The sequence below is a fragment of the Mesorhizobium sp. P2_E6 genome (genome assembly GCF_056403835.1).
In genome coordinates this window covers 151,684-178,483 of record NZ_JBFUEQ010000005.1, presented here as the reverse complement: position 1 = coordinate 178,483, position 26,800 = coordinate 151,684, and the positions used below count along the sequence as shown (strand labels likewise).

The window sequence follows — 26,800 nt, the reverse complement described above, 5'->3', positions numbered from 1 at the left end:
GGGGTTACTTCGAGGCGAGCTGCGGCGCGATCTTGACGCAGGCCTCGGTCAGGCCCTGCACCGTCGCCACCGAAGCGTCGAACATCTTCTGCTCGCTCTTGTTGAGGTCGATCTCGATAATGCGTTCGACGCCGCCGGCGCCGATCACCACGGGCACGCCGACATAGGTGTTCTTGACGCCATACTGGCCGGAAAGATACGCCGCGCACGGCAGCACGCGCTTCTTGTCCTTGAGATAGGCTCCCGCCATCGAGATCGCCGAGGCGGCCGGCGCGTAATAGGCCGAGCCGGTCTTGAGCAGGCCGACGATCTCGGCGCCGCCGTCGCGGGTGCGCTGGACGATCTGGTCGAGCTTTTCCTTCGACGTCCAGCCCATCTTGATCAGGTCGGGCAGCGGGATGCCGGAAACCGTCGAATAGCGGATCATCGGCACCATGGAATCGCCATGGCCGCCGAGCACGAAGGCGGTGACGTCCTCGACCGAGACCTTGAATTCCTCGGCCAGGAAATAGCGGAAGCGCGAACTGTCGAGCACGCCGGCCATGCCGACCACATGGCTCTTGGGCAGGCCCGAGAACTTCTGCAGCGCCCAGACCATGGCGTCGAGCGGGTTGGTGATGCAGATGACGAAGGCCTTCGGCGCATACTTCTTCAGGCCGGCGCCGACCTGTTCCATGACTTTGAGATTGATGCCAAGCAGGTCGTCGCGGCTCATGCCCGGCTTGCGCGGCACGCCGGCGGTGACGATGCAGACGTCGGCACCCTCGATGCCGGCATAGTCGTTGACGCCGGTGAGACGGCTGTCGAAGCCATCGACCGGCGACGACTGCGCGATATCCAGCCCCTTGCCTTGCGGGATACCCTCGGCAATATCGAACAGCACCACGTCGCCGAGATCCTTGAGGCCGATCATGTGGGCGAGCGTGCCGCCGATCATGCCAGAGCCGATAAGCGCTATCTTGTTGCGTGCCATGTCAGGATGTTTTCCCTTTGTCAGTGACGGCGCCCAAGTCCTTGGCGACTTGGTTGGCGGCGTCGAGGAAGAGGCCGGAATGCTGCGAGGAACCCGCGGATTTTCGCCGCACCAAATAGCCTTGGTGCAAGATAAATTCAATCGATTATTTCGGAGCTAGCATTTTCAATCGGTTAGATAGATTGGGATTTACGTAAACGTCAAAGTTTGTAAGCCGACTTGAGGGAATTTACACAATGAAGATGGAAACCCGAAGGCTATTTCCGGGCGATGACGCCCTTGTGATGCAGGTCGCCGAGGACGTCTTCGACGAGCCGGTCATGCCGGATCGGCTGGCAGCCTATCTCCACGAACCTGGCCATTTCATGATCGTGGCGCTCGCCGGCGACGTGGTCGTCGGGCAATGCGCCGCAATCATCCACCGCCACCCCGACAAGGTCAGCGAGCTCTACATAGACGAGGTCGGCGTTTCGCCGGCCTTCCAGCGCCAGGGCATCGCGCGAGACATGCTCGACGCGATGTTTGCGATTGGCCGTGACCATGGCTGCGAGGAGGCCTGGGTCGGCACCGAGCCGGGCAATGTGCCTGCCCGGGCGCTCTATGAGTCGCGCAAAGAGCCGCATGGGCCGGCGGAAGATTTCGTGATGTATCTGTATGCGCTTTAGATCTTTGGCGCCGGCGAGACAGAGGAGGGGCAGGGATCGCGACCTTCCGAAGAACTATCTCAGGCCCGTGCCTGCTCTGCCTCTGGCGCTGCCCTCGCCTTGCGCCGTTCCGCCCAATCCTCCAGCCAGTCGCGGCTTTGCATCTCGATCAGGCGTGATGCCGTGCGTTCGAACTCGAAGACCTCGACCCCGCGTTTGGCTTGATAGAGCTGCGGCGGCGGGGCCGCGGCGCTGACCACCAGCCGCGCATGATGATCGTAGAGCGTGTCGATCAACAGGATGAAGCGCTTGGCCTCGTTGCGCTTGCCTTCGCCGAGCACCGGGACGCGATCGATGAAGATGGTCGAGAAGCGGCCGGCGATTGCCAGGAAATCGCGGGCGCCAAGCGGCTTTTCGCAGAGATCGGCGAAGGAAAACCGCGCCGCGTCGCCGGCGGCAGCGGGCACCACCACCTGCCGTCCCTTGAGGGTCAGCGAGGTCTCGGCCGTCGGCACGCCGCGCGTCATGGTTTGCCAGGCCTCGTCGAGCATCTCGTCGGCCGTCGCATCGGCCGGCGTGACATAGACCGGCGTGCGGACGAGCTTTTCCAGCCGGTAGTCCTTGTCGGCGTCGAGCGACAGCACCCGCGCATGCCGCTCCAGGATACCGATGAAAGGCAGGAAAAGCTGGCGGTTCAGGCCGTCACCATAGAGATTCTCCGGCGCCACGTTCGAGGTGGCGACCAGCACCACGCCGCTGGCAAACAGCGCCGAAAACAGCCGCGACAGGATCATCGCGTCGGCAATGTCGGTGACCGAGAACTCGTCGAAGCACAGCACCCAGGCCTGCTCGGCAAGCGCCTTGGCCACCGGCGGAATCGGGTCGTCCTCCTTGACCGAGCCATCCTTGCGCGCCTGCCGGTGCTTCTGGATGCGGTCCTGCACATCGGCCATGAAGTCGTTGAAATGGACGCGGCGCTTGCGCCGCACCGGCAGCAATTCGAAGAACATGTCCATCAGCATGGTCTTGCCGCGGCCGACCCCGCCATGGATGTAGAGGCCTTTGACGGCCTCATGTGTCTCGCGCTTGCGGGCAAAAAGCCAGCCAAGCGCGCTGGACTTGTGCGCCAGCCGCTTGGCCGAAATCTCGTCGGTCAGCCGGTCCAGCGCGGCGGCGATCCGTTCCTGCGCCGGATCGCGTTCGATCGCACCGGTTTCCACCAGATGGTCGTAGCGCTGCCTGACGGTCGCATGGGTCTGGAGGCCGTCACGCAGATGCATCGGTCACGTCGTTGTCGAGCAATTCCAGGAAGGGTGTGTAGCGTTTTCCGTCCGGAATTGCGTAAGAACAAATAAGGGGCGGTCGCCTACCTTGTAAGCGAAATCGCCTGGCCGTTGGAAGTCTGGCCGTCGAATTTCGATCCGCCCGACGAATAGAGCCGTGCCAGCGCGCCGCCATTTTCGTCATAGAGCGTCAGCTGCTTGCCGGCGACATTCCACGACTTGATGCCGTCGATCGGTGCCGGGCAGTGCAACGGCCCGGCGCGGAAGCCGGCGCCGAACTTGGTCTGCGGGGTCGCTACCTTGCAGCTCTGGCCCGAAACGCTGGCATTCCAGACACCGGCGACGCTGGCCGCGGTCAGGTCCGCGGCACCGGCGGGCGCCGAGCCGTCCGGCGGCAAGGACGCAACCTGCGTATTCCCAGGCGCGGTCGGGAATTTCGACGGGTCGGTGGCGCCCGGTGCTGCCGGCGGCGGCAGCTGATTGGCGGTCACCTGGCCGGCCGGTGCCGGCTGCAGCGGTGCCGGCTGCTGGTCGTCCATCGACGAGAACCGTGAGGTCGAACAGCCGCTCGCAACGAGCGCCGCCAGCGATACAGCCACCAGGCCGCTTTTCGAAAAAATCATTCCAACCTCCGTCGGATTCGGCTGGGGGGCGCCGTCCGTACAATCTCACCCCCACCAAGATGGAGAAGGTGGCGAAATTTCAACCCGATATGGTTAAAATACGGTTTGCGGCAAAATTTGTTGCAAATTTATCGCAATCCCGGCGTCACCGGTCGGCTGTCGGTCCCGCCATCGGGATCTGGCCACACCGTACCCAGCCCAAGCGCCCGGCAAGCCAAATGCTTGCGCCGGCCGGCATTGGTCCTATCTCTTGGAAACCGAAACCTGCTGGAGCTGCAAAATTGGCCGCGAGAAAGAGGGCCGCCAACCGCTACTACAGCGGCCCGCCCAGCGATCATTTCGACGGCACCTTGTTCTTCAATCCCGACGGCCAGCCACCCGGCCGTTTCGCCGACCTGCTGAAATGGCAGTTCAGCGGCAAGCGCTCGAAATGGCCGACGCCCACACCGAACCCCTTTCTGCAGATAAAACCGGCGACACGGATCGAAGGCGCAGCACTGCAAGTGACCATGGTCGGTCATTCCACCTTGCTGATCCAGACCGCGGGCCTGAACATCCTCACCGATCCGGTCTGGTCGCCGCGTGTATCGCCACTCTCCTTTGCCGGACCGAAACGGATCAACCCGCCAGGCATCGCCTTCGCCGACCTGCCGCCGATCGACCTCGTACTGGTCAGTCACAACCATTACGACCATCTCGACCTCGCCACGCTGAAGCGGCTGAAGGCCAGTCACGACCCGCTGGTGATCACCCCGCTCGGCAACGATGCGCTGATTGGCGATGCAGTTCCCGGTATGCGGCTGTCGGCGCATGACTGGGGCGACAGGGTCGAGGTAGGCGACCGCGTCGCCGTCCATGTCGAACCGGTGCACCACTGGTCGGCGCGTGGCGCCCGCGACCGGCGCATGGCGCTGTGGGCCGGCTTCGTCATCGAGACGCCGGATGGCAACGTCTATTTCGCCGGCGACACCGGCTTCCACGATGGCATCAACTACCGGCTGATGGCTGAAAAGCATGGCGGTTTCCGTTTCGCCATCCTGCCGATCGGCGCCTATGAGCCGCGCTGGTTCATGGCGCCGCAGCATCAGAATCCGGAAGAGGCCGTGCACGGCATGCAACTGTGCAACGCCGCTTATGCCGCGGGCTGCCACTGGGGCACCTTCCAACTCACTGACGAACCGATCGACGAGCCGGCCCGGAAATTGACCGAGGCGCTCGACGATCAAGGCATCCCGCGGCAGCACTTTCGCGCCTTGCGGCCCGGCGAGGTCTGGGACGTGCCAGCCATCTAGCCGAGCAGCCCGCCAAGGAACCCAAATTGCTAGAACGCGTTGCTTCCCCAACGCAATTTGGCTGGGAGCCTCTCCATGATCAAATGGATCATCATTCTGCTGATCGTCGCCGCGGCGGCGAGCCTGCTCGGCATGCCGGCCCTGGCAGGAGCCGCTGCCACCGGCGCGCGCATCCTCATCGGCATTGTTCTGGTCATCTTCCTGCTGGTGGTGCTCGGCATCTTCGCGGTGACGTAGCCCTGCTGCGCACTGGTAATTCCTGCTCGTTTCCGCCATATAGCGCCAAACGGACACGGAATTCGCGGAGCAATGGCCAGCACTGCCCCTTTCGCCAAGATGAACGGCATCGGCAACGAGATCATCGTTGCCGATATGCGTAGCCGTGCCGATCGGGTGACAGCGGCCGCGGCAATCGCGCTGAACGCCGATACCGCGACCAGGTTCGACCAGATCATGGCGATCCACGACGCCAGGACGCCAGGCACCGCCTTTTTCATCGACATCTTGAATTCCGACGGCTCCAAGGCGCAGGCCTGCGGCAACGGCATGCGCTGCGTCGTCCAGGCGCTGGCCGCCGAGACCGGCCAGAAGAATTTCACCTTCGAGACCATCGCCGGCATCCTCAACGCGCGCGAACATGCCGATGGGTCGATCTCGGTCGACATGGGCACACCGCGTTTCGGCTGGCAGGATATTCCGCTGGCCGAGGAATTCCACGACACCCGCATGATCGAGCTGCAGATCGGCCCGATCGACGCGCCGGTTCTGCATTCGCCCTCGGTCGTCTCGATGGGCAACCCGCACGCCATCTTCTGGGTCGACCGCGACGTCTGGTCCTATGAGCTCGACCGCTTCGGGCCGCTGCTCGAGAACCATCCGATGTTTCCCGAACGCGCCAACATCACCATCGCCGAGGTCACCTCGCACGACACCATGGTCATCCGCACCTGGGAGCGCGGCGCCGGCCTGACCAAGGCCTGCGGCTCCGCCGCATGCGCATCGGTGGTCGCGGCGGCCCGCACCAACCGGACCGGCCGCAGCGTCAGCCTGATGACTCCAGGCGGCGGCTCGCTCCATGTCGAATGGCTTGAAAATGACCACGTCATCCTCACGGGTGCCGCCGAATGGGAGTTTTCCGGCAGCTTCGATCCGTCGACCGGCGCCTGGGCCCGCGACACCGAAAGCGCGGCCTGATGGCCTCCCAGGGTATCGATGTCGTCACCTTCGGCTGCCGGCTGAACACCTATGAGTCCGAGGTTATGCGGCGCGAGGCGGAAAGCGCCGGCCTTGGCGCACTGGAAGGCGGCGCCGTGATCTTCAACACCTGCGCCGTAACCGGCGAGGCGGTGCGTCAGGCCAAGCAGGCGATCCGGAAGGCGCGCCGCGACAATCCCGCAGCGCGCATCATCGTCACCGGCTGCGCCGCGCAGACCGAACCGCAGAATTTCACCGCCATGGACGAGGTCGACCTCGTGCTTGGCAATGAGGAGAAGCTGAAGGCGAACTCCTATCGCGCACTGCCGGATTTCGGTGTCAACGACACCGAGAAGGCACGCGTCAACGACATCTTTTCAGTGCGCGAGACTGCCGGCCACATGGTCGACGCCATCGAGGGCAGGGCGCGCGCCTTCGTCCAGGTTCAGAATGGCTGCGACCACCGCTGCACCTTCTGCATCATCCCTTACGGCCGCGGCAATTCCCGTTCGGTGCCAATGGGCGCCGTGGTCGAGCAGGTCAAGCGCCTCGCCGGCAATGGCTATGCCGAGATCGTGCTGACCGGCGTCGACATGACCAGTTTTGGCGCCGACCTTCCGGGCGCCCCGAAGCTCGGCAAGCTTGTGAAGACCATCCTCAAGCAGGTGCCCGATGTGAAGCGCCTAAGGCTGTCGTCGATCGATTCGATCGAGGCCGACGACGATTTGCTCGACGCCATCGCCACCGAGCCGCGGCTGATGCCGCATTTGCATCTGTCGCTGCAGTCCGGCGACGACATGATCCTGAAGCGCATGAAGCGCCGGCATCTGCGCGATCAGTCGATCCGCTTCTGCGAGGATGTGCGCAAGCTGCGCCCCGGCATCGTCTTCGGCGCCGACATCATCGCCGGTTTCCCGACCGAAACGGATGACATGTTCGAAAATTCGGAAAAGATCGTCGAGGAATGCGGACTGACCCATCTCCATGTCTTCCCGTTCAGCCCCCGCGAAGGCACGCCCGCCGCGCGCATGCCGCAGGTGCGGCGCGAATTGGTCAAGCAGCGCGCCGCCCGGCTGCGCGCCGCCGGTGAAGCTGCGCATCGGCGCCATCTGTCGTCGCTTTCCGGAACCCGCCAGTCGATCCTGATCGAGCGCAACGGTCTTGGCCGCACCGAAGGCTTTACGCTTGCCGCGCTCGGCGCGGGTGTGCCGGGCGAGATCATCGAGGCTGACATCACCGGCCACGATGGTACCAGGCTGATCGCCGTGCCCCTTGCCGCCCGCGCCGCCTGAGAAACGCAAAGCATGGCTGGTTTTTTCAAGAAGATATTTTCGTTCGGCAAGAAAGAAGTGGTCGAGGAGCGCGTCGACGAGACCGCGCCGCTGCCGCCGATCAAATGGGAAGCACTCGATGCGCTGAAGCCGGCCTCCGAACAGGTCGTTCCGGAGTTTCTGAAGCGCGATGAGCCGCAGCCCGAGGCGGAAACTGCGCCGACGCCGACGGTCGAGCCGGAGGTAGTTCCAGCGCCGGAACCGGCGCCTGTCGAGGAACCGGCGCCCGAGCCGGCACCGATCATTCCGCCCGAGCCGGAAATCCAGCCTGAGCCTGCCCCGGTCGAAGAGCCTATGCCGGTTGAACCGGAAACGCCCGTCGAGGAGCCTGCGCCCGAGGAAATCCCGGCCGCGCCTGTGGCGCCCGAGCCGATTCCCGAACCAGAGCGGCCGGAAATCGTCCCGCCGCAACCGCAGATACAGCCGGAGCCTGTGCCTGTTGAAGTGCCGGCGCCACCGGTCGAGGCTCCGGCCGAAACGCCGGCACCCGAAATCCCTCCGGCCGAGATTTCGCCGCCCATTCGCCAGCCGGCTCCGATCGAGCAGCAACCGGTGCGCGCCGAGATCGCGCCGGAGATCCAAGCCGCGCCAGCGCCCCACCCTCCCCTCGATGGGGAGGGTCGCCGCGAAGCGGCGGGGCGGGATGGCAGCGCCGGCGCTGGTCACCCCCACCCCCGAGCTGCGCTCGGGACCTCCCCCATCGAGGGGGAGGTAAAACCAGCTCCCGGCAAGGTGACTGTCACCAAGAAGGTCGAGCAGAAAGCCGAGCCGCAGAAGGCACCGGAACCGGCACCGAGGCGCTCGTGGTTCCAGCGTATGAGGGACGGGCTTGCGCGTTCGTCGCGCGAACTCACCGGCAACATCGCTGGCGTCTTCACCAAGCGCAAGCTGGACGAAGAGACCTTGCAGGACCTGGAGGACGTGCTGATCCGCGCCGACCTCGGCATGGAGACCGCCCTGCGCGTCACCGACGCGCTGGCTTCCAGCCGCTACGGCAAGGATGTCTCGGACACCGAGGTTCGCGCCATCATGGCGGCCGAGGTGGAAAAGGTGCTGGCCCACGTCGCCATGCCGCTGGAGCTCGATCTCTCGCACAAGCCGCATGTCATCCTGGTGGTCGGCGTCAACGGCACCGGCAAGACCACCACCATCGGCAAGCTGGCGGCCAAGCTGACCGATGGCGGCCTGTCGGTGATGTTGGCTGCCGGCGACACGTTCCGCGCCGCCGCGATCGAGCAATTGAAGATATGGGGCGAGCGGACGAAATCGCCGGTCATCGCCTCCAAGCTCGGCGCCGACGCCGCGGGGCTGGCCTATGACGCCTTCGAGAAGGCCAGGGAAGCCGGCTCCGACGTGCTGATCATCGACACCGCCGGCCGCCTGCAGAACAAGACCGAACTGATGGCCGAGCTCGAAAAGATCGTCCGCGTGCTGGGCAAGCTAGACCCGGAAGCCCCGCACACCGTGTTGCAGACGGTCGACGCCACCACCGGCCAGAACGCGCTCAACCAGGTCGAGATCTTCCGCAATATCGCCGGCGTCAACGGCCTGGTGATGACCAAGCTGGACGGCACGGCGCGTGGCGGTATTCTGGTGGCGATCGCGGCAAAGCACAAATTGCCGGTCTATTTCATCGGCGTCGGCGAACAAGTCGACGACCTCGAACCTTTTTCGGCAAGCGAATTCGCCAGGGCGATCGCTGGAGTTGCCTGACAAGCATGTCCCAAAAAGTTGCAGGCTTTTTGGATCAGATTGTGCGTAAGAAAGAAAACCTATGAACCCACCCATTCTCGAACGCGATCCGTCCGATCCGCAAAAGCAGAAGAAGGAAGGCGTCAATCCGCTGCTCAAGCTGGTGCTGGAGCTGGGGCCGTTGATGGTGTTCTTCTTCGCCAATGCGCGCGGCGAGTGGCTGGTGGGGAAATTCCCTGTCCTGGCCGAATTCGGCGGCCCGATCTTCGTCGCCACCGGCCTGTTCATGGCCGCCACGGCAATCGCGCTGATCGCCTCATGGCTGCTGATGCACACCTTGCCGATCATGCCGATGGTGTCCGGCGTCGTCGTCTTCATCTTCGGCGCGCTGACGCTCTATCTGCAGGACGACATCTTCATCAAGATGAAGCCGACCATCGTCAACACGCTGTTCGGCGGCGTGCTGCTCGGCGGCCTCTACTTCGGCAAGTCGCTGCTCGGCTATGTCTTCGATTCGGCCTTCAGCCTCGACGCCGAGGGCTGGAGGAAATTGACCTTCCGCTGGGGTCTGTTCTTCCTGTTCCTGGCCCTTGCCAATGAAGTGGTGTGGCGGAATTTCTCCACCGACGCCTGGGTTACCTTCAAGGTCTGGGGCATCATGCCGATCACGCTTCTGTTTACCTTCAGCCAGATGCCGCTGATCCTGCGCCATTCGCTCGAGGACAAGGCCGGGAAGGAAGAGAAGGCGGGCAAATAGCGCAATTCCAGGAAAAGCGCATAGCGCTTTCCCTCAGGCAATTGCGTCAAACAAAGCTCTGGGGAGAGGGCCATGGAATTCGTCACCACGCGCGATGAACTGAGGACGATCTACAAGACGCCGCGACCGACCGATGGCTCGATCCGCAAGGAATTGAAGACGCTCGACGGCCATTGCCGCTCCTTCATCGGCAAGAGCCCCTTCGTGCTGATTGGCTCGTCCGATGGCGCCGGCAATGCCGATGTGACGCCGAAGGGCGACAGGCCCGGCTTCGCCGCCGTTCTCGACGACAGGACCATCGCCATCCCCGACCGGCCCGGCAACAACCGGCTGGACACGCTGGAAAACATCCTCCTCAACCCGTCGGTCGGGCTGCTGTTCCTCATTCCCGGCATGAACGAGACGCTGCGCGTCAACGGCGACGCGCGCATCACCGTCGACGCGACCTTGCGCGAACAGCTCGCCGTTGACGGCAAGCAACCGCAAAGCGTCGTCGTGGTCTCCGTCAAGGCCGCCTACATGCATTGCGCCAAGGCCTTCATGCGCTCGGATCTGTGGAAGCCGGAAACCTGGTACGATCGCGCGACACTGCCAACGCTCGGACAGATTCTACACGACCAGCTGGCGGTGGCCGATTCGGCCGAGGCGACCGACCGCTGGCTGGACGACGCCTACAAGCAGACCATGTGGTAGGCTTTCGGGACGACGATTCGTCCTGACTGGTTCCAATCCTTGCTGAACTTCCTTGCCATTTCCGGCAGCCTGCGGGCGGCCTCCACCAATTCCGCGCTGGTCGCGGCCCTGGCGCGGAATGCTTCGCCCGGCTGTCGGGTCACAGTCTATGACCGGCTTGGTCGTCTGCCGATCTTCAATCCCGACGATGAGGGCGAGCGGACGCCGCTCGCGGCATCCGAACTGATCGACGCAGTCACTCAAGCCGACGGCGTCATCGTCTCCTGTCCGGAATATGCCCATGGAGTGCCGGGGGGCTGAAGAACGCCCTCGACTGGCTGGTGTCACGCGACGCCGCTGTCGAGAAACCTGCGATGCTGGTGCACGCCTCGCCGCGTTCGCTGTTTGCCCGCGCCGCGCTGACCGAGATCATGCGCACGATGTCGTTTGCGCTTTGCGAAGATGTGCTGGAGATCGCCCTGCTCGGCAAGGAGCCGCCGGAGGTGGAGACCATCCTGTCTAAGCCGGAAAACCGGCTGGCGATGCACAATGCGCTGTCCGCTTTCGCGGACTTCATCGCCAGCCGCTGAGGCTACTTCTTGCTTCTCAGTGTCTCCACATCGGTCTTGCCGACGTACCAGTCGCGGGCGTTGACCTCCTCGAAGACCACCCAGACATCGTCATTGCTGAGGCCGGTGGCGTCCACGATGGCGGCCGTGACTTTCTTGGCTATGTCCGCCTTCTTGCCCGCCGGATCGGCGGCGATCACTTCCTTGACGATGCGGATGTTGACGAATGGCATGATTTCCTCCCCTTCGATTTTGTTAACGGCAGCTCAGTACGTTTTGGCGCCGTTGACCATCAGCCGCACCATGTAGAGTGAGGTGGTGCCGGCTATATAGAGGCAATTCCGCTTGTTGCCGCCGAACACGCAATTGGCCGTCACTTCCGGCACCTTGACCTTGCCGATCAGCGTCCCATCCGGATCGTAGCAGTGGATGCCGTCGGCGGCACTGGTCCAGATGCGGCCGTCCTCATCGAGCCTGAAGCCGTCGAACAGGCCGGCCGTGCAATCGGCGAAGACCTTTTCGCCCGACACCTTCTTGCCGCCCTTGCCGACATTGAACACCCGTATATGGGCAGGATCCTGCGCGCCATGCGTGCGGCCGGTGTCGGCGACATAGAGCTTGCTCTCGTCGAGCGAGAAGGCAAGGCCGTTGGGCCTGACCATGTCCGTGATGACGGCCTCGACCTCGCCGGTGCCGGGGTCGACCCGGTAGACGTAGCAGGCGCCGATCTCGCTTTCGGCCTTGTCGCCCTCATAGTCGGTGTCGATGCCGTAGCTCGGATCGGTGAACCAGATCGAGCCATCCGACTTGACCACCGCATCATTGGGCGAGTTCAGCCGCTTGCCGCGCCATTTGGTGGCAATGGTGGTGACCGAGCCATCGAACTCGGTGCGGCTGACGCGGCGGCCCGAATGCTCGCAGGTCACCAGCCGGCCCTGCCGGTCGACGGTGTTGCCGTTGGAATTGCCGGAGGGCTGACGGAAGACGCTGACATTGCCGTCCGTCTCGTCGTAGCGCAGCATGCGGTTGTTGGGGATATCCGACCAGACGACGTAACGGCCGGCGGCGAACCAGGCTGGCCCTTCCGCCCATTGGCATCCAGTGAACAGCTTTTCCACTTGCGCGTTGGAACTGAACAGCCGCGCGAAACGCGGATCAAGAATTTCGTAATAATCTGCGGCGGCCATGCTTTTTCTCCCGGCATTTAGGTCGGGCGCATGATCCCGAAAAATCGATTCCGATCTTCGGAAAGGATCATGCGCAAAATGAAAGTGCTACAGCGTTCTTTGCACGTCCGGAAGGACGCAACGCTACAGGCGCGATCAAGCCAGCCGGAAATCGATCTGGCAAGATCGATGATGAGCGCTTCACCGCATCTTGACCTCTCAAGGCAGATGGGAAGCAACGCCAACTCATCAGAACTGCCAGTAAGGACCGATTAACCGGCTATGCGCTGCGTGCAATGGTGCATTGCAACATCTTCTTTTTGCAATGCATCACTACTATGTCATGCTTCGTATCGATCAAGGGAGGAACAACCGGCCGCCAGAAACGCGGCACAGAAGGAACCTTGCTATGATCTTCAACGATCTCATGACCCGCGCTCGCACCAGCATTGCCAAGCGCAAGCACTACAACCGCCTCGTCGCCGAAATCGACAGCTTTTCCAGCCGCGATCTGGCCGACATGCGCGCTGACCGTTCAGAAATGCTCTACCAGGTCCACAAGCAGATCTACGGCTGATCTCGGACTATTGCTCGGCGCCGCCCAGGCGCGTTGAGATTGAGGTCAGGCTGAGCCGAAAACGGTGGATTCCGAGAACCGGAGCGGAGCGTACTTTTGAGTACGTGAGCACCGGAAGCAAAGGAAGCCGCCGTTTGCAGGCCGGCAACACCTGAATATCAATGCGCCGCCAGTGCCCTGTCGATCTGCGGCAACAACACCATCCGCGCCGCCTCGGCCGTCAGCGGCCCGACATACTTGTAGGCGATCCTGCCGTCCTTGCCGATGACGAAGGTTTCCGGCACGCCGTAGACGCCCCAGTCGATCGCCGTGCGCCCGGCTTCGTCGACCCCTATCGCCTGGAACGGATTGCCGAGATCGCCGAGGAACCGGCGGGCGTTTTCCGGTTGGTCCTTATAGTTCAGCGCCGCCATCACGAAACGCTTGTCCTGCGCCAGCGCCAGCAGCACCGGGTGCTCTTCGCGGCACGGCGCGCACCACGACGCAAACACGTTGACCAGCGTCACCTTGCCAGCGAAGGATTTCGTATCGAGCCCGGGCAGGTTGATGCCCTCCAGCGCCGGCAGGTTCGTCTGCGGCGCCGGCAGGCCGATCAGGGCCGACGGCACTTCCGAAACATCGCGCCCCGACAACAGCTGCGACAGGAACAGTCCGGCCAGGCCGAGGAAGATCAACAGCGGCAAAAGCACGAATAGGCGGCGACTGGGTGGTGGCGTTTCCGTTTCCATGCTCATGGCTTGGCGCCCTTGTCGGAACGCCGCCGCACGCCTGACGCTTCGAGTTCAGCGAGTTCGCGCTTGCGCGCCCGCTGGTCGAGCAGGATCCAGCCGACCAGCCCGGCCAGCACCACGGCGGTGATCGTATAGGCGGCGGTCACGTAGAGGGCGTGCGCGCTCATACGCCAGGCCCCGCCAAGGTGCCGCTTTCCAAACCGGTCATGTCGCCCAATTCGAACATGCCTTCCCTTATCCCCGCACCATCGGCTTCGCAATCGGGCGCCGCGCCGCAGCCTTTGATGTCACCTCAATCCGTTCCATGACGAAGCGCCAGCGCCGCCGAGACCGGGCCCAGCACCGCAAGAAACAAGGTCAGCGCGGCAAGAATGAGGAAGGGCTGCAGAAACGGATCGGGATTGGCCGTCGCGCCGTAGCTCGCCGAAACGCCGAAGATCAGCACTGGGATGGTCAGCGGCAGCACCAGCACCGAGATCAGCAGCCCGCCACGCGGCAGCGCCACCGCCACCGCCGCACCGGCCGCCCCGATAAAGGTGATCGCCGGCGTGCCGACGAGCAGCGTCAGCGCCGTGGCACCGATGCTGATCGGCTCCATGTTCATGAACAGGCCGAGCAAGGGAGCGGCGACCACCAACGGCAGCACGCTGCCCGCCCAATGCGCCAGACATTTGGTCAACACCGTCAAGGCCAGCATGTGCCGATCGTTGCCGAGCACCAGCAGATCGAGCGAGCCGTCCTCGCGGTCGGCCTGGAACAGCCGGTCAAGGCCAAGCAGGCAGGAGAGCAGCGCGCCAATCCACAGGATCGCCGGCCCGATGCGGGCAAGCAGCTTGAGGTCCGGCCCGACGCCGAAAGGGATGGTGGCGATGACGGCGAGGAAGAAGATGACCCCAGTCAAGGCCCCGCCGCCGGCACGGATGTTGAGACGGATGTCGCGCAGGAAGAGGGCTAGCATGCTTTGAGGTGCCTTTGCCCAGGGAGGAACGCCGACATCACTGCCCCATCCTCAATTCCTTCGCCTCATCCAATCCCAGCGGCAAATGCGTCGCCGCAACGATGATCCCACCCTCCCCACAATGCTTCCCCATCAACTGCGCAAATCGCCGCTCCGAAGCCTTGTCCAGCCCCGCCGTCGGCTCATCAAGCAGCCACAGCGGACGGTGGCTGACCAGAAGCTTGGCGATCGCCGCGCGCCGCCGTTGCCCGGTCGAGAGATAGCCGAAGGGCAGGTGGCCGATGCCGCCCAGCCCGACCGTTTCCAGCGCCTCTTCGACGCCGGCATGTCCATCGCCGTTGAAGTCGCGCCAGAAGCGCAGATTTTCCGCCACGCTGAGCGCAGGCTTCATGGCGTTCTGGTGACCAAGGTAATGACAGGCCGCAGCGATCGACGGAAATGCCTCGCCCCCGTCTTCAATCTCCACAACGTCTTCGATCTTCACAACGCCTTCGATCCGCACACTGCCTTCGGCCACCGGCAGCAACCCGGCGATGACCCGCAGCAAGGTCGATTTGCCGGCACCATTGGGCCCGGTGACAACCAGCGCCTGCCCGTCCTCCAGGGCAAAGCCGATGCCGGAAAACACCGTGTCGCCGCCGCGTTCGCCGCCCAGATTTTCGGCGATCAGCCGCATCCCTCGCCTGCCCTGAAAACCATGTGTCGCGGCAGCTGCCGCATCGCACAAATTTGCTTTGCAACTGTCTAGAACTATTCCAGAAAATTCTCTATATGCGGTGCATCCGTGCCAGCGGTCGGCGCGGGAACAGAATTAGCGCCGAACCAGCGCACGCGCCGCCTTGAACGGCTCGGGTTGCTTGGGAACGGACAGCGGAAATGGCCGTACCCGCACCTTTGCGCGTGATTGCATGCCATCGGCGTCCGTTCCCTTTCAGGCTGAACAGACAAGGATCGCACGTGTCAAAATCCCTAGACAGTTTCAATTGCCGCCGCACGCTGACCGCAAGCGGTACGGAGTATGTCTATTTCGATCTCATCGAGGCCGAGAAGAACGGCCTCACGGGCATTGCCCAGCTGCCCTATTCGATGAAGGTGCTGTTGGAGAACCTGCTGCGCAACGAGGACGGTCGCTCCGTCACCAAGGAATCGATCCAGGCGGTCGCCGGCTGGCTGACCGACAAGGGCACCGCCGGCGTCGAGATCGCCTATCGCCCAGCTCGTGTGCTGATGCAGGATTTCACCGGCGTTCCGGCCGTGGTCGACCTTGCCGCCATGCGCGACGCCATGGCCTCGCTCGGCGGTGATCCGCAGAAGATCAACCCGCTGGTTCCCGTCGACCTCGTCATCGACCATTCCGTCATCGTCGATGAATTCGGCACGCCGCTGGCCTTCGCCCGCAATGTCGAGCTCGAATACGAGCGCAACGAAGAGCGCTACAAGTTCCTGAAATGGGGCCAGCAGGCGTTCCGCAACTTCCGTGTCGTGCCGCCCGGCACCGGCATCTGCCATCAGGTCAACCTCGAATATCTCGGCCAGGTGGTGTGGACCAACACTGAGGACGGCGAAACCACCGCCTATCCCGATACCTGCGTCGGCACCGATTCGCACACCACGATGATCAACGGCCTTGGCGTGCTCGGCTGGGGCGTCGGCGGCATCGAGGCCGAGGCGGCCATGCTTGGCCAGCCTGTCTCCATGCTGCTGCCCGAGGTCATCGGCTTCCGCCTCACCGGCAAGCTGAAAGAAGGCGTCACCGCCACCGACCTCGTGCTCACCGTCACCCAGATGCTGCGCAAGAAGGGCGTCGTCGGCAAGTTCGTCGAGTTCTTCGGCCCGGGCCTCTCAAACATGACGCTGGCCGACCGCGCCACCATCGGCAACATGGCGCCCGAATACGGCGCCACCTGCGGCTTCTTTCCGGTCGACAGCGAAACCATCCGCTACCTCACAATGTCCGGCCGCAGCGAGGATCGCATCGCGCTGGTCGAGGCCTATTCAAAGGCGCAAGGCCTGTGGCGCGACACCGGCTCGGCCGACCCGGTGTTCACCGACCTGCTCGAGTTGGAACTTGGTTCCGTCGTGCCGTCGATGGCCGGCCCCAAGCGGCCCGAAGGCCGCGTCGCGCTGGAAGGCATTCCGGAAGGCTTCACCAAGGCGATGGAGACCGAGTACAAGAAGGCCGCCGAGATCCACAAACGCTACGCCGTCGACGGCACCGACCACGATCTCGGCCATGGCGATGTCGTCATCGCCGCCATCACCTCCTGCACCAACACCTCGAACCCGAGCGTGCTGATCGGCGCCGGCTTGCTGGCCCGCAACGCCAACCGCCTCGGTTTGAAGCAGAAGCCATGGGTCAAGACCTCGCTGGCGCCGGGCAGCCAGGTGGTCGCAGAATATCTGGAAAAGTCAGGACTGCAGAAGGAGCTCGACCAGATCGGCTTCAACCTGGTCGGCTTCGGCTGCACCACCTGCATCGGCAATTCCGGCCCGCTGCCGGCGCCGATCTCGAAAACCATCAATGAAAAAGGCTTGATCGCCGCCGCGGTCCTGTCCGGCAACCGCAACTTCGAAGGCCGCGTCTCGCCCGACGTGCAGGCGAACTATCTCGCCTCGCCGCCGCTGGTCGTCGCGCACGCGTTGGCTGGAACCGTCACCAAGGACCTCACCACCGAGCCGCTCGGCGACGACAAGAACGGCAATCCGGTCTATCTCAAGGATATCTGGCCGAGCTCGGCAGAGATCCAGGAGTTCATCGAGAAGAACGTCACCCGCGAGCTGTTCGCCCGCAAATATGCCGACGTCTTCAAGGGCGACGAATACTGGCAGAACGTCGAGGCGCCGGTAGGCCAGACCTACACCTGGGACGACAACTCGACCTATGTGCAGAACCCGCCCTATTTCGCCGGCATGACCGCTGGTTTCGGCAAGATCGGCGACATCAAGGGCGCCCGCGTGCTCGGCCTGTTCGGCGACAAGATCACCACCGACCATATCTCCCCGGCCGGTTCGATCAAGGCGGCCTCGCCGGCGGGCAAATATCTCACCGACCATGGCGTCGGCGTCGCCGACTTCAACCAGTACGGCACGCGTCGCGGCAACCATGAGGTGATGATGCGCGGCACCTTCGCCAACATCCGCATCCGCAACCACATGCTGGGCGAGAATGGCCGGGAAGGCGGCTACACCATCCACTACCCGTCGAAGGAAGAGGAATCGATCTACGACGCGGCGATGGGATACAAGAAGGAAGGCGTGCCGCTGGTGATCTTTGCCGGTGTCGAATACGGCAACGGCTCGTCGCGCGACTGGGCGGCCAAGGGCACCAATCTGCTCGGCGTGCGCGCCGTCATCGCCCAGTCCTTCGAGCGCATCCATCGCTCGAACCTGGTCGGTATGGGTGTCATCCCCTTTGTCTTCGAGGACGGCACATCCTGGGCGTCGCTCAACCTGAAGGGTGACGAGCTGGTCGAGATCGACGGGCTGAGCACCATAAAGCCGCGCCAGACGATGACCGCCAAGGTCACCTATGGCGACGGCACGGTGAAGAACGTGCCGATCATCTGCCGCATCGATACGCTGGACGAGCTCGACTACTTCAAGAACGGCGGCATCCTGCAATACGTGCTGCGCGATCTGGCAGCATAGTAATAAGGGAATAGGGCAGTAAGGGAGTAGGGGAGTAGGGCAAGCAAGAACAGGCTAACCTATTCCCCTACTGCCTTACTCCCATATTCCCTTACTCCCATATTTTTCGGCGCTCCGAAGCGCGCCGCTGCGGCCAGCAGCACGCCGAGCATCAGTCCGTTGAGGATGTGCCAGAGGAAATGCGTGCCGAGCGGGAAGCCGGCGCAGACCAGCGGGTCGACCATCCGGCAGATGACGGACACGACGAAGATCGCCGATCCCACCAGATTGTACCAGCCGGCGCGATTGCCGCTGGCCGCCACCAGTATGCCGAAGAAGGCGAGCGCCAGGAACGGCGGCAGGTAGCCCGTCGTGCCATTCGAGGCCTGGCGAAGCCAGTCCGGCACCGCCAGCGTCAGCAGCCCGGCAACCACGTAAAAGGCGACGAAGATGGCGATCGCCTTGCCCCATTGCATACCGAGGAAGCGGCGCAGGTTGAACAGCGTATAGGCCAGCGTAAAGCCGGCGATCGGCAGCACATCGGCCCAGACCGTGCCCCTGGTGGCGAAGGTGTGGAAGATCGTCGAGCCAATGCCGATTGCCACCACCCACCAGGCCAGCACCTCGGCGAAAGTGCCGGTGCGCAGCCTTCGCACCTCGCGCACGCCCCACAGGCCGGCCGCGATGAAGGCAAGGTTTGTCAGGGCATTGACCGGCTCGGACCAGAGTTCCGGCCCGGTTCGCTCGCAATAGAGATCGATCGGCCCCGAAAGAGTTTGCCACATCGTGATTGCCGCCCGAATCGGTTTCTACCCTGAACTGCGAGCCCTTCTCCTATTGCGCCGCTGCGGTCGGTTGCAACGGCAAAAATTTCACCGCAACGTGACTTCCCGTTGACTTCCGCTTCTGCCACATATTCCAGCAACGACAATAAAGCCGGCGCCACCGGCGGGAATCGGAATGACCATGGCCTCGCGAAAAACATTGTGGCTGGCGGCCCTTGCGCTGGCCTTCTCAGCGGCTGCCGGCACCGGCCAAACCGCCGAGCCCGGCAAGACGCAGGCCGACAGACCTCAGATCGACAGGCCCTTGGGCGTGGTCGARCTGTTCACCAGCCAGGGCTGCAATTCCTGTCCGCCGGCCGATGCGTTGTTCGCCGAGCTTGCCGCCAAGGAAGACATCGTCGCGCTCGCCTACCATGTCGACTACTGGGATTATCTCGGCTGGCAGGACACGCTGAGCCGCAAGGAGAACACCGAGCGGCAAAATGACTATATGCGCGCCTTCGGCAGCCGCTCGGTCTACACCCCGCAGGCCGTCATCAACGGCCGCGTCCATGTCAACGGCGCCAGCCGCGTCGATGTCGATGGCGCGCTGGCGCGGATGGCCAAGAGCGGCCAGGGCATGCGGGTCGCGGTCAAGGTCAGCCGGACCAGCGACCGCGTGATGATCGACGCCGGCGATGCCGGAAACGGTCCCAGCGATGCCCATGTCGTCATCGTCTATTTCGACCCGCCGCAGACGGTCAAGATCGGCCAGGGTGAGAACACCGGCCGCAAGCTGACCTACTGGAACGCGGTCTCGGGCATTCAGACCGCCGGCATGTGGCACGGCAAGGCGCAGCGCTATGAATTGCCGATGAGCGAGATCTCCAAGAAGGGCGGCTGCGCCGTGCTGCTGCAGTCGGTCGGCAGGGATGGCTTGCCCGGCCCCATTCTCGGCGCCGCCTTCATTCACAAGCCTTGAAGCTTTCACATCTCGATTGGCGCGTTCCGTTTCGCCGATAGCGAGACGATCGTCATTTCGTCATCCTGAGGCAGGGCAGGGGCAAGGCAACGATGCGCTGACGCCACAGCTTTACAGGACCTTGATGTCGGCGGGACAGCCCCCCTCTGGCCTGCCGGCCATCTCCCCCGCAAGGAGGGAGATTGGCAGCTTTGTCGTGTTCGCCATCTTGTTCGACATTGGAGATTGGCGAAAGCAGAAGTGAAATCCGATCTCCCCTTGCGGGGGAGATGTCCGGCAGGACAGAGGGGGTGGGAAGGCTCGCTACGGAACAACGATCATGCTCTGCCTCGCCGCATTGCCCCGCGCTCCGCCCCAAAAACAAAAAACCGACGTCAGCTTGCTTCTGACGTCGGTCATTTAGGTTTTGGGATCGTCGCACCCGATCCTTCCGAAGAAAGACCGAGGTTGGTTCGATCCGACGCAGACCCGTGGGCGGGGGGCTTGGGGTTTACGAGCCGGTGCCGGACCGAACCGTCTCAGGCAACGCGGGTAAACTCGTCGGACATTGGGGCAGGAGCGCGGATAAAAAATGGCGAGAATATGGCGAAGCATCACCAATTCCAACAAGGCGTTTCATAAAAGTGACTGGACGTTGCAGAAACAGCGCGCCTCCGCCCTGCTTCGCCGGGTCTTGCAATTCAGCTGCGAACGCGCCAACTTTGGTTGGCAAAGATTCATTTTGAAGGATCGAGGCATGACTGACGACAGCGGCGGGACGGGGGATGTTGACGCATCCGCAATATTGATCCCGCTGCACGAGGCGCGACCTGAGCGCCTCGATCAGCCGGTGCGGTTCGACCGGCGTGAACTGGACCAGATCCTGAGGCTCTACGGCCGCATGGTCGCCGCCAACGAATGGCGCGACTACGCCATCGATCATCTCACCGACAGGGCGGTGTTTTCCGTGTTCCGCCGCACCAGCGAAGTGCCGCTGTTCCAGATCGTCAAGGACCCGAAACTGGCACGCAAGCAGGGCGCCTTTGCCGTCATTGCCGCCGGCGGCCGCATCCTCAAGCGCGGCCAGGAGCTCGGCCGCGTGCTTGGCATCTTCGACAGCAAGCTGAAGCTCGTCGAGGCCTAACCACTTATTTTTGCTGGCGGAATTTTCGCTCCGGCAGCGAATCGGGATCGGGTGGAGCGAGCGCCCCGCCGTTCAGCGGGAGCTGCATGAACACCGTGTCCAGCCAGCGCCCGTGCTTGTAGCCGGAGCCTTCGAGGCATCCCGAATGGCGAAAGCCGAGCTTTTCGTGGAGCCGCACCGAGGCGCTCTCCGGCCGCCCGTCGCCGATCACCGCGATGACCTGACGGAAGCCCGCCGCCCGGCAGGACCCGATCAGGCTTTGCATGAGCAACAGCCCGACTCCCTGGCCCTTGGCCTCGGGCGCCACATAGACCGAATCCTCGACGATGAAGCGGTAGGCCGGGCGCGGCCGGAAAGCGCCGGCATAGGCATAGCCGAGCACGGCGCCGTCCTTTTCCGCCACCAGATAGGGAAAGCCGCCAGCCATCAAAGTGTCGAATCGCTCGCCCATCTCGGCGCGGCTGGGCGGCTCCAGCTCATAACTCGCCGTGCCCTGGCTGACCGCGTCGGCATAGATTTCCGTGATCCGGTCGAGGTCAGCCGCCGTTGCGGGCCGCATGATGATACTGCTCATTATTTATGCACGCCGTTATTCTGCCGCAATAACAGCAAAACCCGACACAAAAGAAAAGGGCGGCCCATTAGGCCGCCCTTTGGAACTCAATGGTCCAAGCGTCGCTGCTACTAGCGGCGGTCGCCCATGAACTGCAGCAGGAACATGAACAGGTTGATGAAGTCGAGGTAGAGCGTCAGCGCGCCCATGATGGCCTTGCGGCCGGCGACATCCGAAGCGTCGCCCTCGAAATACATCTCCTTGATCTTCTGCGTGTCATAGGCGGTCAGGCCCGAGAAGATCAGCACGCCAAGCGCCGAGACGGCGAAGGAAAGTGCCGACGAGTGCAGGAAGATGTTGATCACCGACGCTATGATGATGCCGAACACGCCCATGATCAGGAACGAGCCGAAGGCGGTCAGGTCGCGCTTGGTGGTGTAGCCGTAGAGCGACAGCGCACCGAAGGCCGCGGCGGTGGCGAAGAAGGTCTGCGAAATGCTGGCCGTGGTGTAGACCAGGAAGATCGACGACAGCGACAGGCCGACGAGGCCGGCATAGACCCAGAACGTCGTCTGCGCCGCCGAAACGCTCATCGACTGGACGCGGAACGACAGGAACAGCACGGCGGCCAGCGGCGCCAGCATCACCACCCAGCGCAGCGGCGAACCGAAGATCGCGTAGCCGAACGAGGTCAGCATCTCGCCGCTTGGCAGCGTTGCGACAGCCGAAGCCGGATCGGTGGTGGTGGCCAGCATGATCGTGCCGACGGCGGCAAGACCGGTGATGAGGAGGCCAAGCCCCATCAGATTGTAGACCTTGATCATATAGGCGCGCAGGCCCTGATCGATGCCTGCATCAACGCCGGCGCCGGGCACGGCGCGCGTCTGATAGTTGCGAATGGGTTCAGCCATGGGAGTCCTCTATTGCTTCTGCCCCGTCGGGTGTCAGGTCCACCGGACCCAGGCGCCGCTGGCGGGGCTCCAGCATGCCTGTGGCGAAATATGATGGTAATTCGCGTCAAGAACAAGACCGTAACCGGGTGTAATGCTTCGTGAGGCATCCACGATGCGGTTTTCCGGCCTTTGGCGGCCCAACATTACTCCGATTTAACCAAATCTCGGTCCCGGCGGGCGGAATTCAGAGCAATTCCAAAGCGTGCAGCGGTTTTGCGTCGGACTTGCGGTAGGTGAATAGTCAGAGGTTGCGCAGCACCGGCGCGGCCTTGTGGCCGAGCACCCGCCAGGTGCCGGCGAGACCGATGCCGACCGTGATGACAAGCGAAAACACAATGGTCGCCACCGCCACCTCGGGCATGAAATGCGAAGGCAAGGTCATGATGCGTGCGACGACGAACCAGGCGGCCGCACCACCTGCCGCCAGGGCGAAGATCGCGGTGGCAAGCCCGATCAGCATGTATTCGAGCGAGAAGGCGGCAATCAGGGTCGTGCGTGTGGCGCCCAGTGTCTTCAGCACCACCGCGTCATGGATGCGCGCCCGGTTGCCGGCGGCAAGCGCACCGGCAAGCACCAGCACCGAGGCGATCAGCGCCACGCCGGCGGCAGCCCGGATCGCCGTGCCGAGCTGCCCGACCAGCCGGTTGACGACGTCGAGCGCATCCTTGACCCGGACTGTCGTCACCGCCGGGAAGGCGCGGGTGACGGCATTGAGGATCCGCGCGTCGTCGGCCGTCGAGGCGGTCTTTTCGGTCAGCGTCGCCATCCAGCCATGCGGCGCCCCTGCGAATGTGTTGGGCGAGAACACCATGACGAAATTGATGCCCATCGTCTCCCATTCGACCTGACGAAAATTGGCGATCTTCGCCGTCACGTTGCGGCCGAGCACATTGACGGTGATCGTATCCCCAAGCTTCAGCCCGATCTCCTTGCCCTCCACGGCAGAGAACGAGACCAGCGGCTCGCCGGCATAATTGTCCGGCCACCAGCTGCCCTCGGTCAGCGTCGTGTTGTCCGGCTGGCTGGCGTCATAGGTCAGGCCGCGATCGCCTTTCAGCACCCAGGCGCCTTCCGCCGGCACCGTGACCTTGTCGACATCGACGCCGTTGAGCGCCATCACCCGGCCGCGCAGCATCGGCACTTTGGCCAGCGTCCCCTGTGGCGCCTGCTTGCCGATCAGCGTGGAAAACGCATCGACATCGCTGCTCTGGATGTCGACGAAGAAGAAGTTCGGCGCCCGCTCCGGCAGGCTGCTCGATATTTGTTGCCTGAGATTGCCGTCGATCAGCGCCAGCGTCACCAGCAGCGTCAGGCCGAGCCCCAGCGACAGCACCACCGATGGCGTCAAGGCGCCGGGTCGGTGGATGTTGCCGACGGCGAGCCGCAGCGCCACGAAGCGCACACGTGGGCTCTTCCTGGCCGCCCACTGCACCAGTGCGCCGACCAGGCGCAGCACCAGGAAAGCGAAGATGGTGGCGCCGACGAAGATCGAGGCGATGCGGCGGTCGCCTGAAAATAGGATGGCCAGCGCCGCCAGCAGCAGCGCGATACCGACGGCCGCCGCAACATAGGCAGGGCGCGGAAAGCCGCGGCCTTCGAGCCCCATCTCGCGAAACAGCGCGGTCGCCGGCACATCGCGGGCGCGGCCGAGCGGCAGCAGCGCGAAGGCCAGCGTCACCAAAAGGCCGAACAGCGCCGCCATGCCGAGCGCGCCGGGATAAAAGCCGCCTTCCGCCGGCACCGGAATGACCTGATGGAGGGCGGCACCGGCCGCGAACGGCATCAGCGCCCCGAGCACGAGGCCAAGCACGATGCCCAGGGCGGCGATGATCAGAATCTGCACCAGATAGACGGCAAAGACGAAGCCGCCCGAAGCGCCCAGGCTCTTGAAGGTGGCGATGACACCGCGCTTGCCGTCAAGATAGGCGCGCACCGCATTGGCGACGCCGACACCGCCGACCACCAGCGCCGTCAGCCCGACCAGCGTCAGGAATTGCGAGAAGCGTTCGATGTTGGACGACAGCGCCGGCGCCGCATTGCTGCGCGTGCGGATCGACCAGCCGGCCTGCGGAAAATCCTTAGCCGCCTGATCCTGGATGGCCTTGAGCCGCGCCTCATCGGCATCGGCGGGCAGCCGGATCTTGTAGGCGTTCTCGACCAGGCTGCCTGGCTGGATCAGCCCAGTGGCCGCCAGCCCGTCGGTCGAGATCATCAGTCGCGGCGCAAAGCCGAAACCGTCGGACACCGCATCCGGTTCGGTGACCAGCCTGGCGCGCAGTTCGAAGGTCGCGGTGCCGAGCTTCAGCCGGTCGCCGATCTGCAGATGCAGCCGTTCGAACAGCAGATCGGGTGCGGCAGCGCCGAAAACGCCGAACTCTTCGCCGAACAGTTCCTGCTTCGACAGCGCCGGCTCGGTCTCCAGCGCGCCATAGAGCGGATAGGCGTGGTCGACCGCCTTGGCCTCGACCAGCGCCTGGTCGGTTCCGTCGGCAAGACGCGCCATCGAACGCATGCTGGCGGTGCGCGAAACGACCCCCAGCCCGTCAAGGAAGCCACGCTCGGCCTGGCTGGCGTCGCGCTGGTTGATCTGGAAGCGGAGATCGCCGCCGAGCAGCGTCTGGCCCTGATTGGCGACACCGGCGGTGATCGAACGCGCCACCGAGTTGACGCCGCCGATGGCCGCGACGCCGAGCGCGATGCAGGCAAGGAAGATCAGGAAGCCGGACAAACCGCCGCGCATTTCGCGCAGCGAGAAGCGGACCGCAAGCTTCAGCGTCCGCGACAACGGCATCAAGCCGTCACCTTGACGGGCGCCGGCGCCTCGATCCGGCCCGACCGCATCGAAACCTGGCGCGAGCAGCGTGCCGCCAATGCCGGATCGTGGGTGACCAGCACCAGCGTCATGCCGCGCTCGGCCGCCTTGGCAAACAAGAGGTCGGCGACCTGCCGCCCCGTCGCCTGGTCGAGGTTGCCAGTCGGCTCGTCGGCAATGAGAATGCGCGGCGACGGCGCCAGCGCCCGGGCGATCGCCACGCGTTGCTGCTCGCCGCCCGACAATTCGCCGGGATAGTGGGTGACGCGATCGCTTAGGCCCACGGCCGCAAGTTCGCGCGCCGCGACAGAAAACGGATCGGCATGGCCGGCGAGTTCCAGCGGCACCGCGACATTTTCGAGCGCCGTCATGTTGGGAATGAGATGAAAGGACTGGAATACGATGCCAATGTTACGGCCACGAAACGAAGCTATCTGATCCTCGGTTTTGCCATTGAGCAGTTCGCCAGCGATTCGGACCGTACCCGAATCGACCCTTTCCAGGCCTGCCAGAACCATCAGCAATGTCGACTTGCCCGAGCCCGAAGGGCCGACGATGCCGGTCGCCTCGCCAGCCGCCACATCCAGGCTGACACCCTTCAGCACATGCACGGACGACGCCCCTTCGCCAAGTGTCAGCGATACGTCTTTCAGCGCGATGACGGCTTCTGTCAAAATGAAAGCGTCCTATATCAAGGGATGAAGGCTCTGCTTGCCGGATGCCGTCGGAAGAATTCCTTGGTCATATGGGGCCTGCCGCATGTCTTTCAAACGCCTGATTGCCGCAGGCTTCATCGTTTTCTCCGCCTTTTGCGGCGCCAGTTCGTCGGCGCGTGCGGAGCCGTTCAAGATCGTCGGCTTCGGTGACAGCCTGATGGCAGGCTTTGGCCTTGGGCCGGACCAGGGTTTTACCGAAAAACTGCAGGCCGCCCTTCGCGCCGAGGGTCACGACGTGACGGTCGCCAATGCTGGCGTCTCCGGCGACACGACGAGCGGCGGCCTGGCTCGGCTTGACTGGTCCGTGCCCGACGGCACGCAGCTGGTCATTCTCGAACTCGGCGCCAACGACATGCTGCGCGGCGTCTCGCCCGACATCGCCAGAAAGAACCTGGATGAGATGATGGGCAAGCTCAAGGACCGCAGGATTGCCGTGCTGCTGGCCGGCATGCGCGCCGCGCCCAATCTCGGCGCCGACTACCAGAACGCCTTCGACGCCATCTTTCCCGACCTTGCCAAGAAATACGACGTTGCGCTCTACCCGTTCTTTCTCGACGGCGTCGCCGGTCAGCCCGGCATGCAACTCGAGGACGGCCTGCATCCGAGCCCTCAGGGCGTTGACCAGATGGTCGAACGCATCTTGCCGACGGTCGAAAAGGCGATCGCGGCGGCGATGGGAGGTTCGTGAAATCGGACTAATTGCTTCCGTTGGGGAAACTTTTAACAAAGCCTGTGACCAACAAACCTCTTGCTCCGTTTGATTTTCGATGATTCGCTAGGGCTAATATTCGATTCGAGGAAGGGAGGC

At 63.6% G+C, this 26,800-nt stretch carries 29 protein-coding genes; 15 read left to right on the top strand and 14 right to left on the bottom strand.

The window, feature by feature from the left end:
• Nucleotides 1-4: 4 nt before the first annotated feature.
• Nucleotides 5-973 (bottom strand): malate dehydrogenase, encoded by a 969-nt coding sequence (mdh, locus tag AC1D08_RS14295; protein ID WP_457151655.1) that lies wholly within the window; start codon nt 971-973, stop codon nt 5-7.
• A 236-nt stretch (nt 974-1,209) separates the two neighbouring features.
• On the opposite strand from mdh, the gene AC1D08_RS14290 reads away from it, so the two are divergent.
• Nucleotides 1,210-1,638, top strand: a complete 429-nt coding sequence (locus AC1D08_RS14290) for a GNAT family N-acetyltransferase (RefSeq protein WP_457151656.1) — start codon at nt 1,210-1,212, stop codon at nt 1,636-1,638.
• 59 nt (nt 1,639-1,697) lie between these two features.
• On the opposite strand, the gene zapE is transcribed toward AC1D08_RS14290, so the two are convergent.
• Nucleotides 1,698-2,897, bottom strand: coding sequence for a cell division protein ZapE (gene zapE, locus AC1D08_RS14285; RefSeq protein WP_457151657.1), 1,200 nt, complete (start codon nt 2,895-2,897; stop codon nt 1,698-1,700).
• 86 nt (nt 2,898-2,983) lie between these two features.
• On the bottom strand, nt 2,984-3,523 hold the full coding sequence (locus AC1D08_RS14280; protein WP_184872609.1) for a protease inhibitor Inh/omp19 family protein: 540 nt from the start codon (nt 3,521-3,523) through the stop codon (nt 2,984-2,986).
• 281 nt (nt 3,524-3,804) lie between these two features.
• Here AC1D08_RS14280 and AC1D08_RS14275 point away from each other — a divergent pair, with 281 nt between their 5' ends.
• From AC1D08_RS14275 to AC1D08_RS14235, 9 genes are all read left to right on the top strand, one after another.
• Nucleotides 3,805-4,815, top strand: a complete 1,011-nt coding sequence (locus tag AC1D08_RS14275) for an MBL fold metallo-hydrolase (RefSeq protein ID WP_457151658.1) — start codon at nt 3,805-3,807, stop codon at nt 4,813-4,815.
• 75 nt (nt 4,816-4,890) lie between these two features.
• Nucleotides 4,891-5,052, top strand: a complete 162-nt coding sequence (locus AC1D08_RS14270) for a DUF1328 family protein (RefSeq protein WP_010912345.1) — start codon at nt 4,891-4,893, stop codon at nt 5,050-5,052.
• Between the two features lie 72 nt (nt 5,053-5,124).
• Nucleotides 5,125-6,009 carry a diaminopimelate epimerase gene (dapF, locus tag AC1D08_RS14265; RefSeq protein WP_457151659.1) on the top strand — a complete coding sequence of 295 codons (885 nt, stop codon included), beginning with the start codon at nt 5,125-5,127 and terminating at the stop codon, nt 6,007-6,009.
• The gene (gene mtaB / locus AC1D08_RS14260; protein ID WP_457151660.1) at nt 6,009-7,301 is read left to right on the top strand and encodes a tRNA (N(6)-L-threonylcarbamoyladenosine(37)-C(2))-methylthiotransferase MtaB; all 1,293 of its coding nucleotides are present in this window, start codon (nt 6,009-6,011) and stop codon (nt 7,299-7,301) included. The genes dapF and mtaB overlap by 1 nt, the downstream gene beginning before the upstream one ends.
• A 12-nt stretch (nt 7,302-7,313) precedes the next feature.
• Nucleotides 7,314-9,053, top strand: coding sequence for a signal recognition particle-docking protein FtsY (gene ftsY, locus AC1D08_RS14255; RefSeq protein ID WP_457151661.1), 1,740 nt, complete (start codon nt 7,314-7,316; stop codon nt 9,051-9,053).
• 61 nt (nt 9,054-9,114) lie between these two features.
• Nucleotides 9,115-9,789, top strand: coding sequence for a septation protein A (locus tag AC1D08_RS14250; RefSeq protein WP_095084002.1), 675 nt, complete (start codon nt 9,115-9,117; stop codon nt 9,787-9,789).
• A 72-nt stretch (nt 9,790-9,861) separates the two neighbouring features.
• Entirely contained in the window at nt 9,862-10,482 is a 621-nt protein-coding gene (locus tag AC1D08_RS14245) for a pyridoxamine 5'-phosphate oxidase family protein (protein WP_457151662.1), read from the top strand.
• Nucleotides 10,483-10,521: 39 nt separating this feature from the next.
• Entirely contained in the window at nt 10,522-10,782 is a 261-nt protein-coding gene (locus tag AC1D08_RS14240) for an NADPH-dependent FMN reductase (RefSeq protein ID WP_457151663.1), read from the top strand.
• 20 nt (nt 10,783-10,802) lie between these two features.
• Nucleotides 10,803-11,051: a hypothetical protein gene (locus tag AC1D08_RS14235; protein WP_477423419.1), complete on the top strand. Its 249-nt coding sequence runs from the start codon at nt 10,803-10,805 to the stop codon at nt 11,049-11,051.
• Nucleotides 11,052-11,053: 2 nt separating this feature from the next.
• On the opposite strand, the gene AC1D08_RS14230 is transcribed toward AC1D08_RS14235, so the two are convergent.
• Together AC1D08_RS14230 and AC1D08_RS14225 are read right to left on the bottom strand one after the other, a co-directional pair.
• Nucleotides 11,054-11,263 (bottom strand): tautomerase family protein, encoded by a 210-nt coding sequence (locus tag AC1D08_RS14230; protein ID WP_477224718.1) that lies wholly within the window; start codon nt 11,261-11,263, stop codon nt 11,054-11,056.
• A 33-nt stretch (nt 11,264-11,296) separates the two neighbouring features.
• Nucleotides 11,297-12,217 (bottom strand): SMP-30/gluconolactonase/LRE family protein, encoded by a 921-nt coding sequence (locus tag AC1D08_RS14225; protein WP_457152945.1) that lies wholly within the window; start codon nt 12,215-12,217, stop codon nt 11,297-11,299.
• Nucleotides 12,218-12,605: 388 nt separating this feature from the next.
• Between AC1D08_RS14225 and AC1D08_RS14220 the strand changes: the two genes are divergently transcribed.
• Nucleotides 12,606-12,773, top strand: a complete 168-nt coding sequence (locus AC1D08_RS14220; RefSeq protein WP_095083997.1) for a hypothetical protein — start codon at nt 12,606-12,608, stop codon at nt 12,771-12,773.
• A 158-nt stretch (nt 12,774-12,931) separates the two neighbouring features.
• Here the strand turns inward: AC1D08_RS14220 and AC1D08_RS14215 are convergent, their stop codons facing one another.
• From AC1D08_RS14215 to ccmA, 4 genes are all read right to left on the bottom strand, one after another.
• Complete coding sequence (locus tag AC1D08_RS14215) at nt 12,932-13,507, bottom strand: DsbE family thiol:disulfide interchange protein (protein WP_095083996.1); 576 nt, start codon at nt 13,505-13,507, stop codon at nt 12,932-12,934.
• Entirely contained in the window at nt 13,504-13,671 is a 168-nt protein-coding gene (ccmD, locus tag AC1D08_RS14210; RefSeq protein WP_095083995.1) for a heme exporter protein CcmD, read from the bottom strand. The genes AC1D08_RS14215 and ccmD overlap by 4 nt, the downstream gene beginning before the upstream one ends.
• A 125-nt stretch (nt 13,672-13,796) precedes the next feature.
• Entirely contained in the window at nt 13,797-14,462 is a 666-nt protein-coding gene (gene ccmB, locus AC1D08_RS14205; protein WP_095083994.1) for a heme exporter protein CcmB, read from the bottom strand.
• Nucleotides 14,463-14,499: 37 nt separating this feature from the next.
• Nucleotides 14,500-15,138 (bottom strand): heme ABC exporter ATP-binding protein CcmA, encoded by a 639-nt coding sequence (gene ccmA, locus AC1D08_RS14200; protein ID WP_457152946.1) that lies wholly within the window; start codon nt 15,136-15,138, stop codon nt 14,500-14,502.
• A 281-nt stretch (nt 15,139-15,419) separates the two neighbouring features.
• Here ccmA and acnA point away from each other — a divergent pair, with 281 nt between their 5' ends.
• Nucleotides 15,420-18,110 carry an aconitate hydratase AcnA gene (acnA, locus tag AC1D08_RS14195; protein ID WP_457152947.1) on the top strand — a complete coding sequence of 897 codons (2,691 nt, stop codon included), beginning with the start codon at nt 15,420-15,422 and terminating at the stop codon, nt 18,108-18,110.
• Nucleotides 18,111-18,169: 59 nt separating this feature from the next.
• On the opposite strand, the gene AC1D08_RS14190 is transcribed toward acnA, so the two are convergent.
• Entirely contained in the window at nt 18,170-18,874 is a 705-nt protein-coding gene (locus tag AC1D08_RS14190) for a ceramidase domain-containing protein (RefSeq protein WP_457152948.1), read from the bottom strand.
• Nucleotides 18,875-19,049: 175 nt separating this feature from the next.
• Here AC1D08_RS14190 and AC1D08_RS14185 point away from each other — a divergent pair, with 175 nt between their 5' ends.
• Nucleotides 19,050-19,835 (top strand): DUF1223 domain-containing protein, encoded by a 786-nt coding sequence (locus AC1D08_RS14185; RefSeq protein ID WP_457152949.1) that lies wholly within the window; start codon nt 19,050-19,052, stop codon nt 19,833-19,835.
• 736 nt (nt 19,836-20,571) lie between these two features.
• Entirely contained in the window at nt 20,572-20,958 is a 387-nt protein-coding gene (locus tag AC1D08_RS14180; protein WP_095084393.1) for a DUF2794 domain-containing protein, read from the top strand.
• Nucleotides 20,959-20,962: 4 nt separating this feature from the next.
• On the opposite strand, the gene AC1D08_RS14175 is transcribed toward AC1D08_RS14180, so the two are convergent.
• From AC1D08_RS14175 to AC1D08_RS14160, 4 genes are all read right to left on the bottom strand, one after another.
• On the bottom strand, nt 20,963-21,532 hold the full coding sequence (locus AC1D08_RS14175) for a GNAT family N-acetyltransferase (protein ID WP_457152043.1): 570 nt from the start codon (nt 21,530-21,532) through the stop codon (nt 20,963-20,965).
• 110 nt (nt 21,533-21,642) lie between these two features.
• Nucleotides 21,643-22,422 (bottom strand): Bax inhibitor-1/YccA family protein, encoded by a 780-nt coding sequence (locus AC1D08_RS14170; protein ID WP_095083988.1) that lies wholly within the window; start codon nt 22,420-22,422, stop codon nt 21,643-21,645.
• 283 nt (nt 22,423-22,705) lie between these two features.
• Nucleotides 22,706-25,255 carry an ABC transporter permease gene (locus AC1D08_RS14165; RefSeq protein WP_457152044.1) on the bottom strand — a complete coding sequence of 850 codons (2,550 nt, stop codon included), beginning with the start codon at nt 25,253-25,255 and terminating at the stop codon, nt 22,706-22,708.
• On the bottom strand, nt 25,255-25,950 hold the full coding sequence (locus AC1D08_RS14160; RefSeq protein WP_457152045.1) for an ABC transporter ATP-binding protein: 696 nt from the start codon (nt 25,948-25,950) through the stop codon (nt 25,255-25,257). Before AC1D08_RS14160 ends, AC1D08_RS14165 begins: the two co-directional genes overlap by 1 nt.
• An 85-nt stretch (nt 25,951-26,035) precedes the next feature.
• Between AC1D08_RS14160 and AC1D08_RS14155 the strand changes: the two genes are divergently transcribed.
• Nucleotides 26,036-26,680 carry an arylesterase gene (locus AC1D08_RS14155; RefSeq protein WP_457152046.1) on the top strand — a complete coding sequence of 215 codons (645 nt, stop codon included), beginning with the start codon at nt 26,036-26,038 and terminating at the stop codon, nt 26,678-26,680.
• Nucleotides 26,681-26,800: the final 120 nt, after the last annotated feature.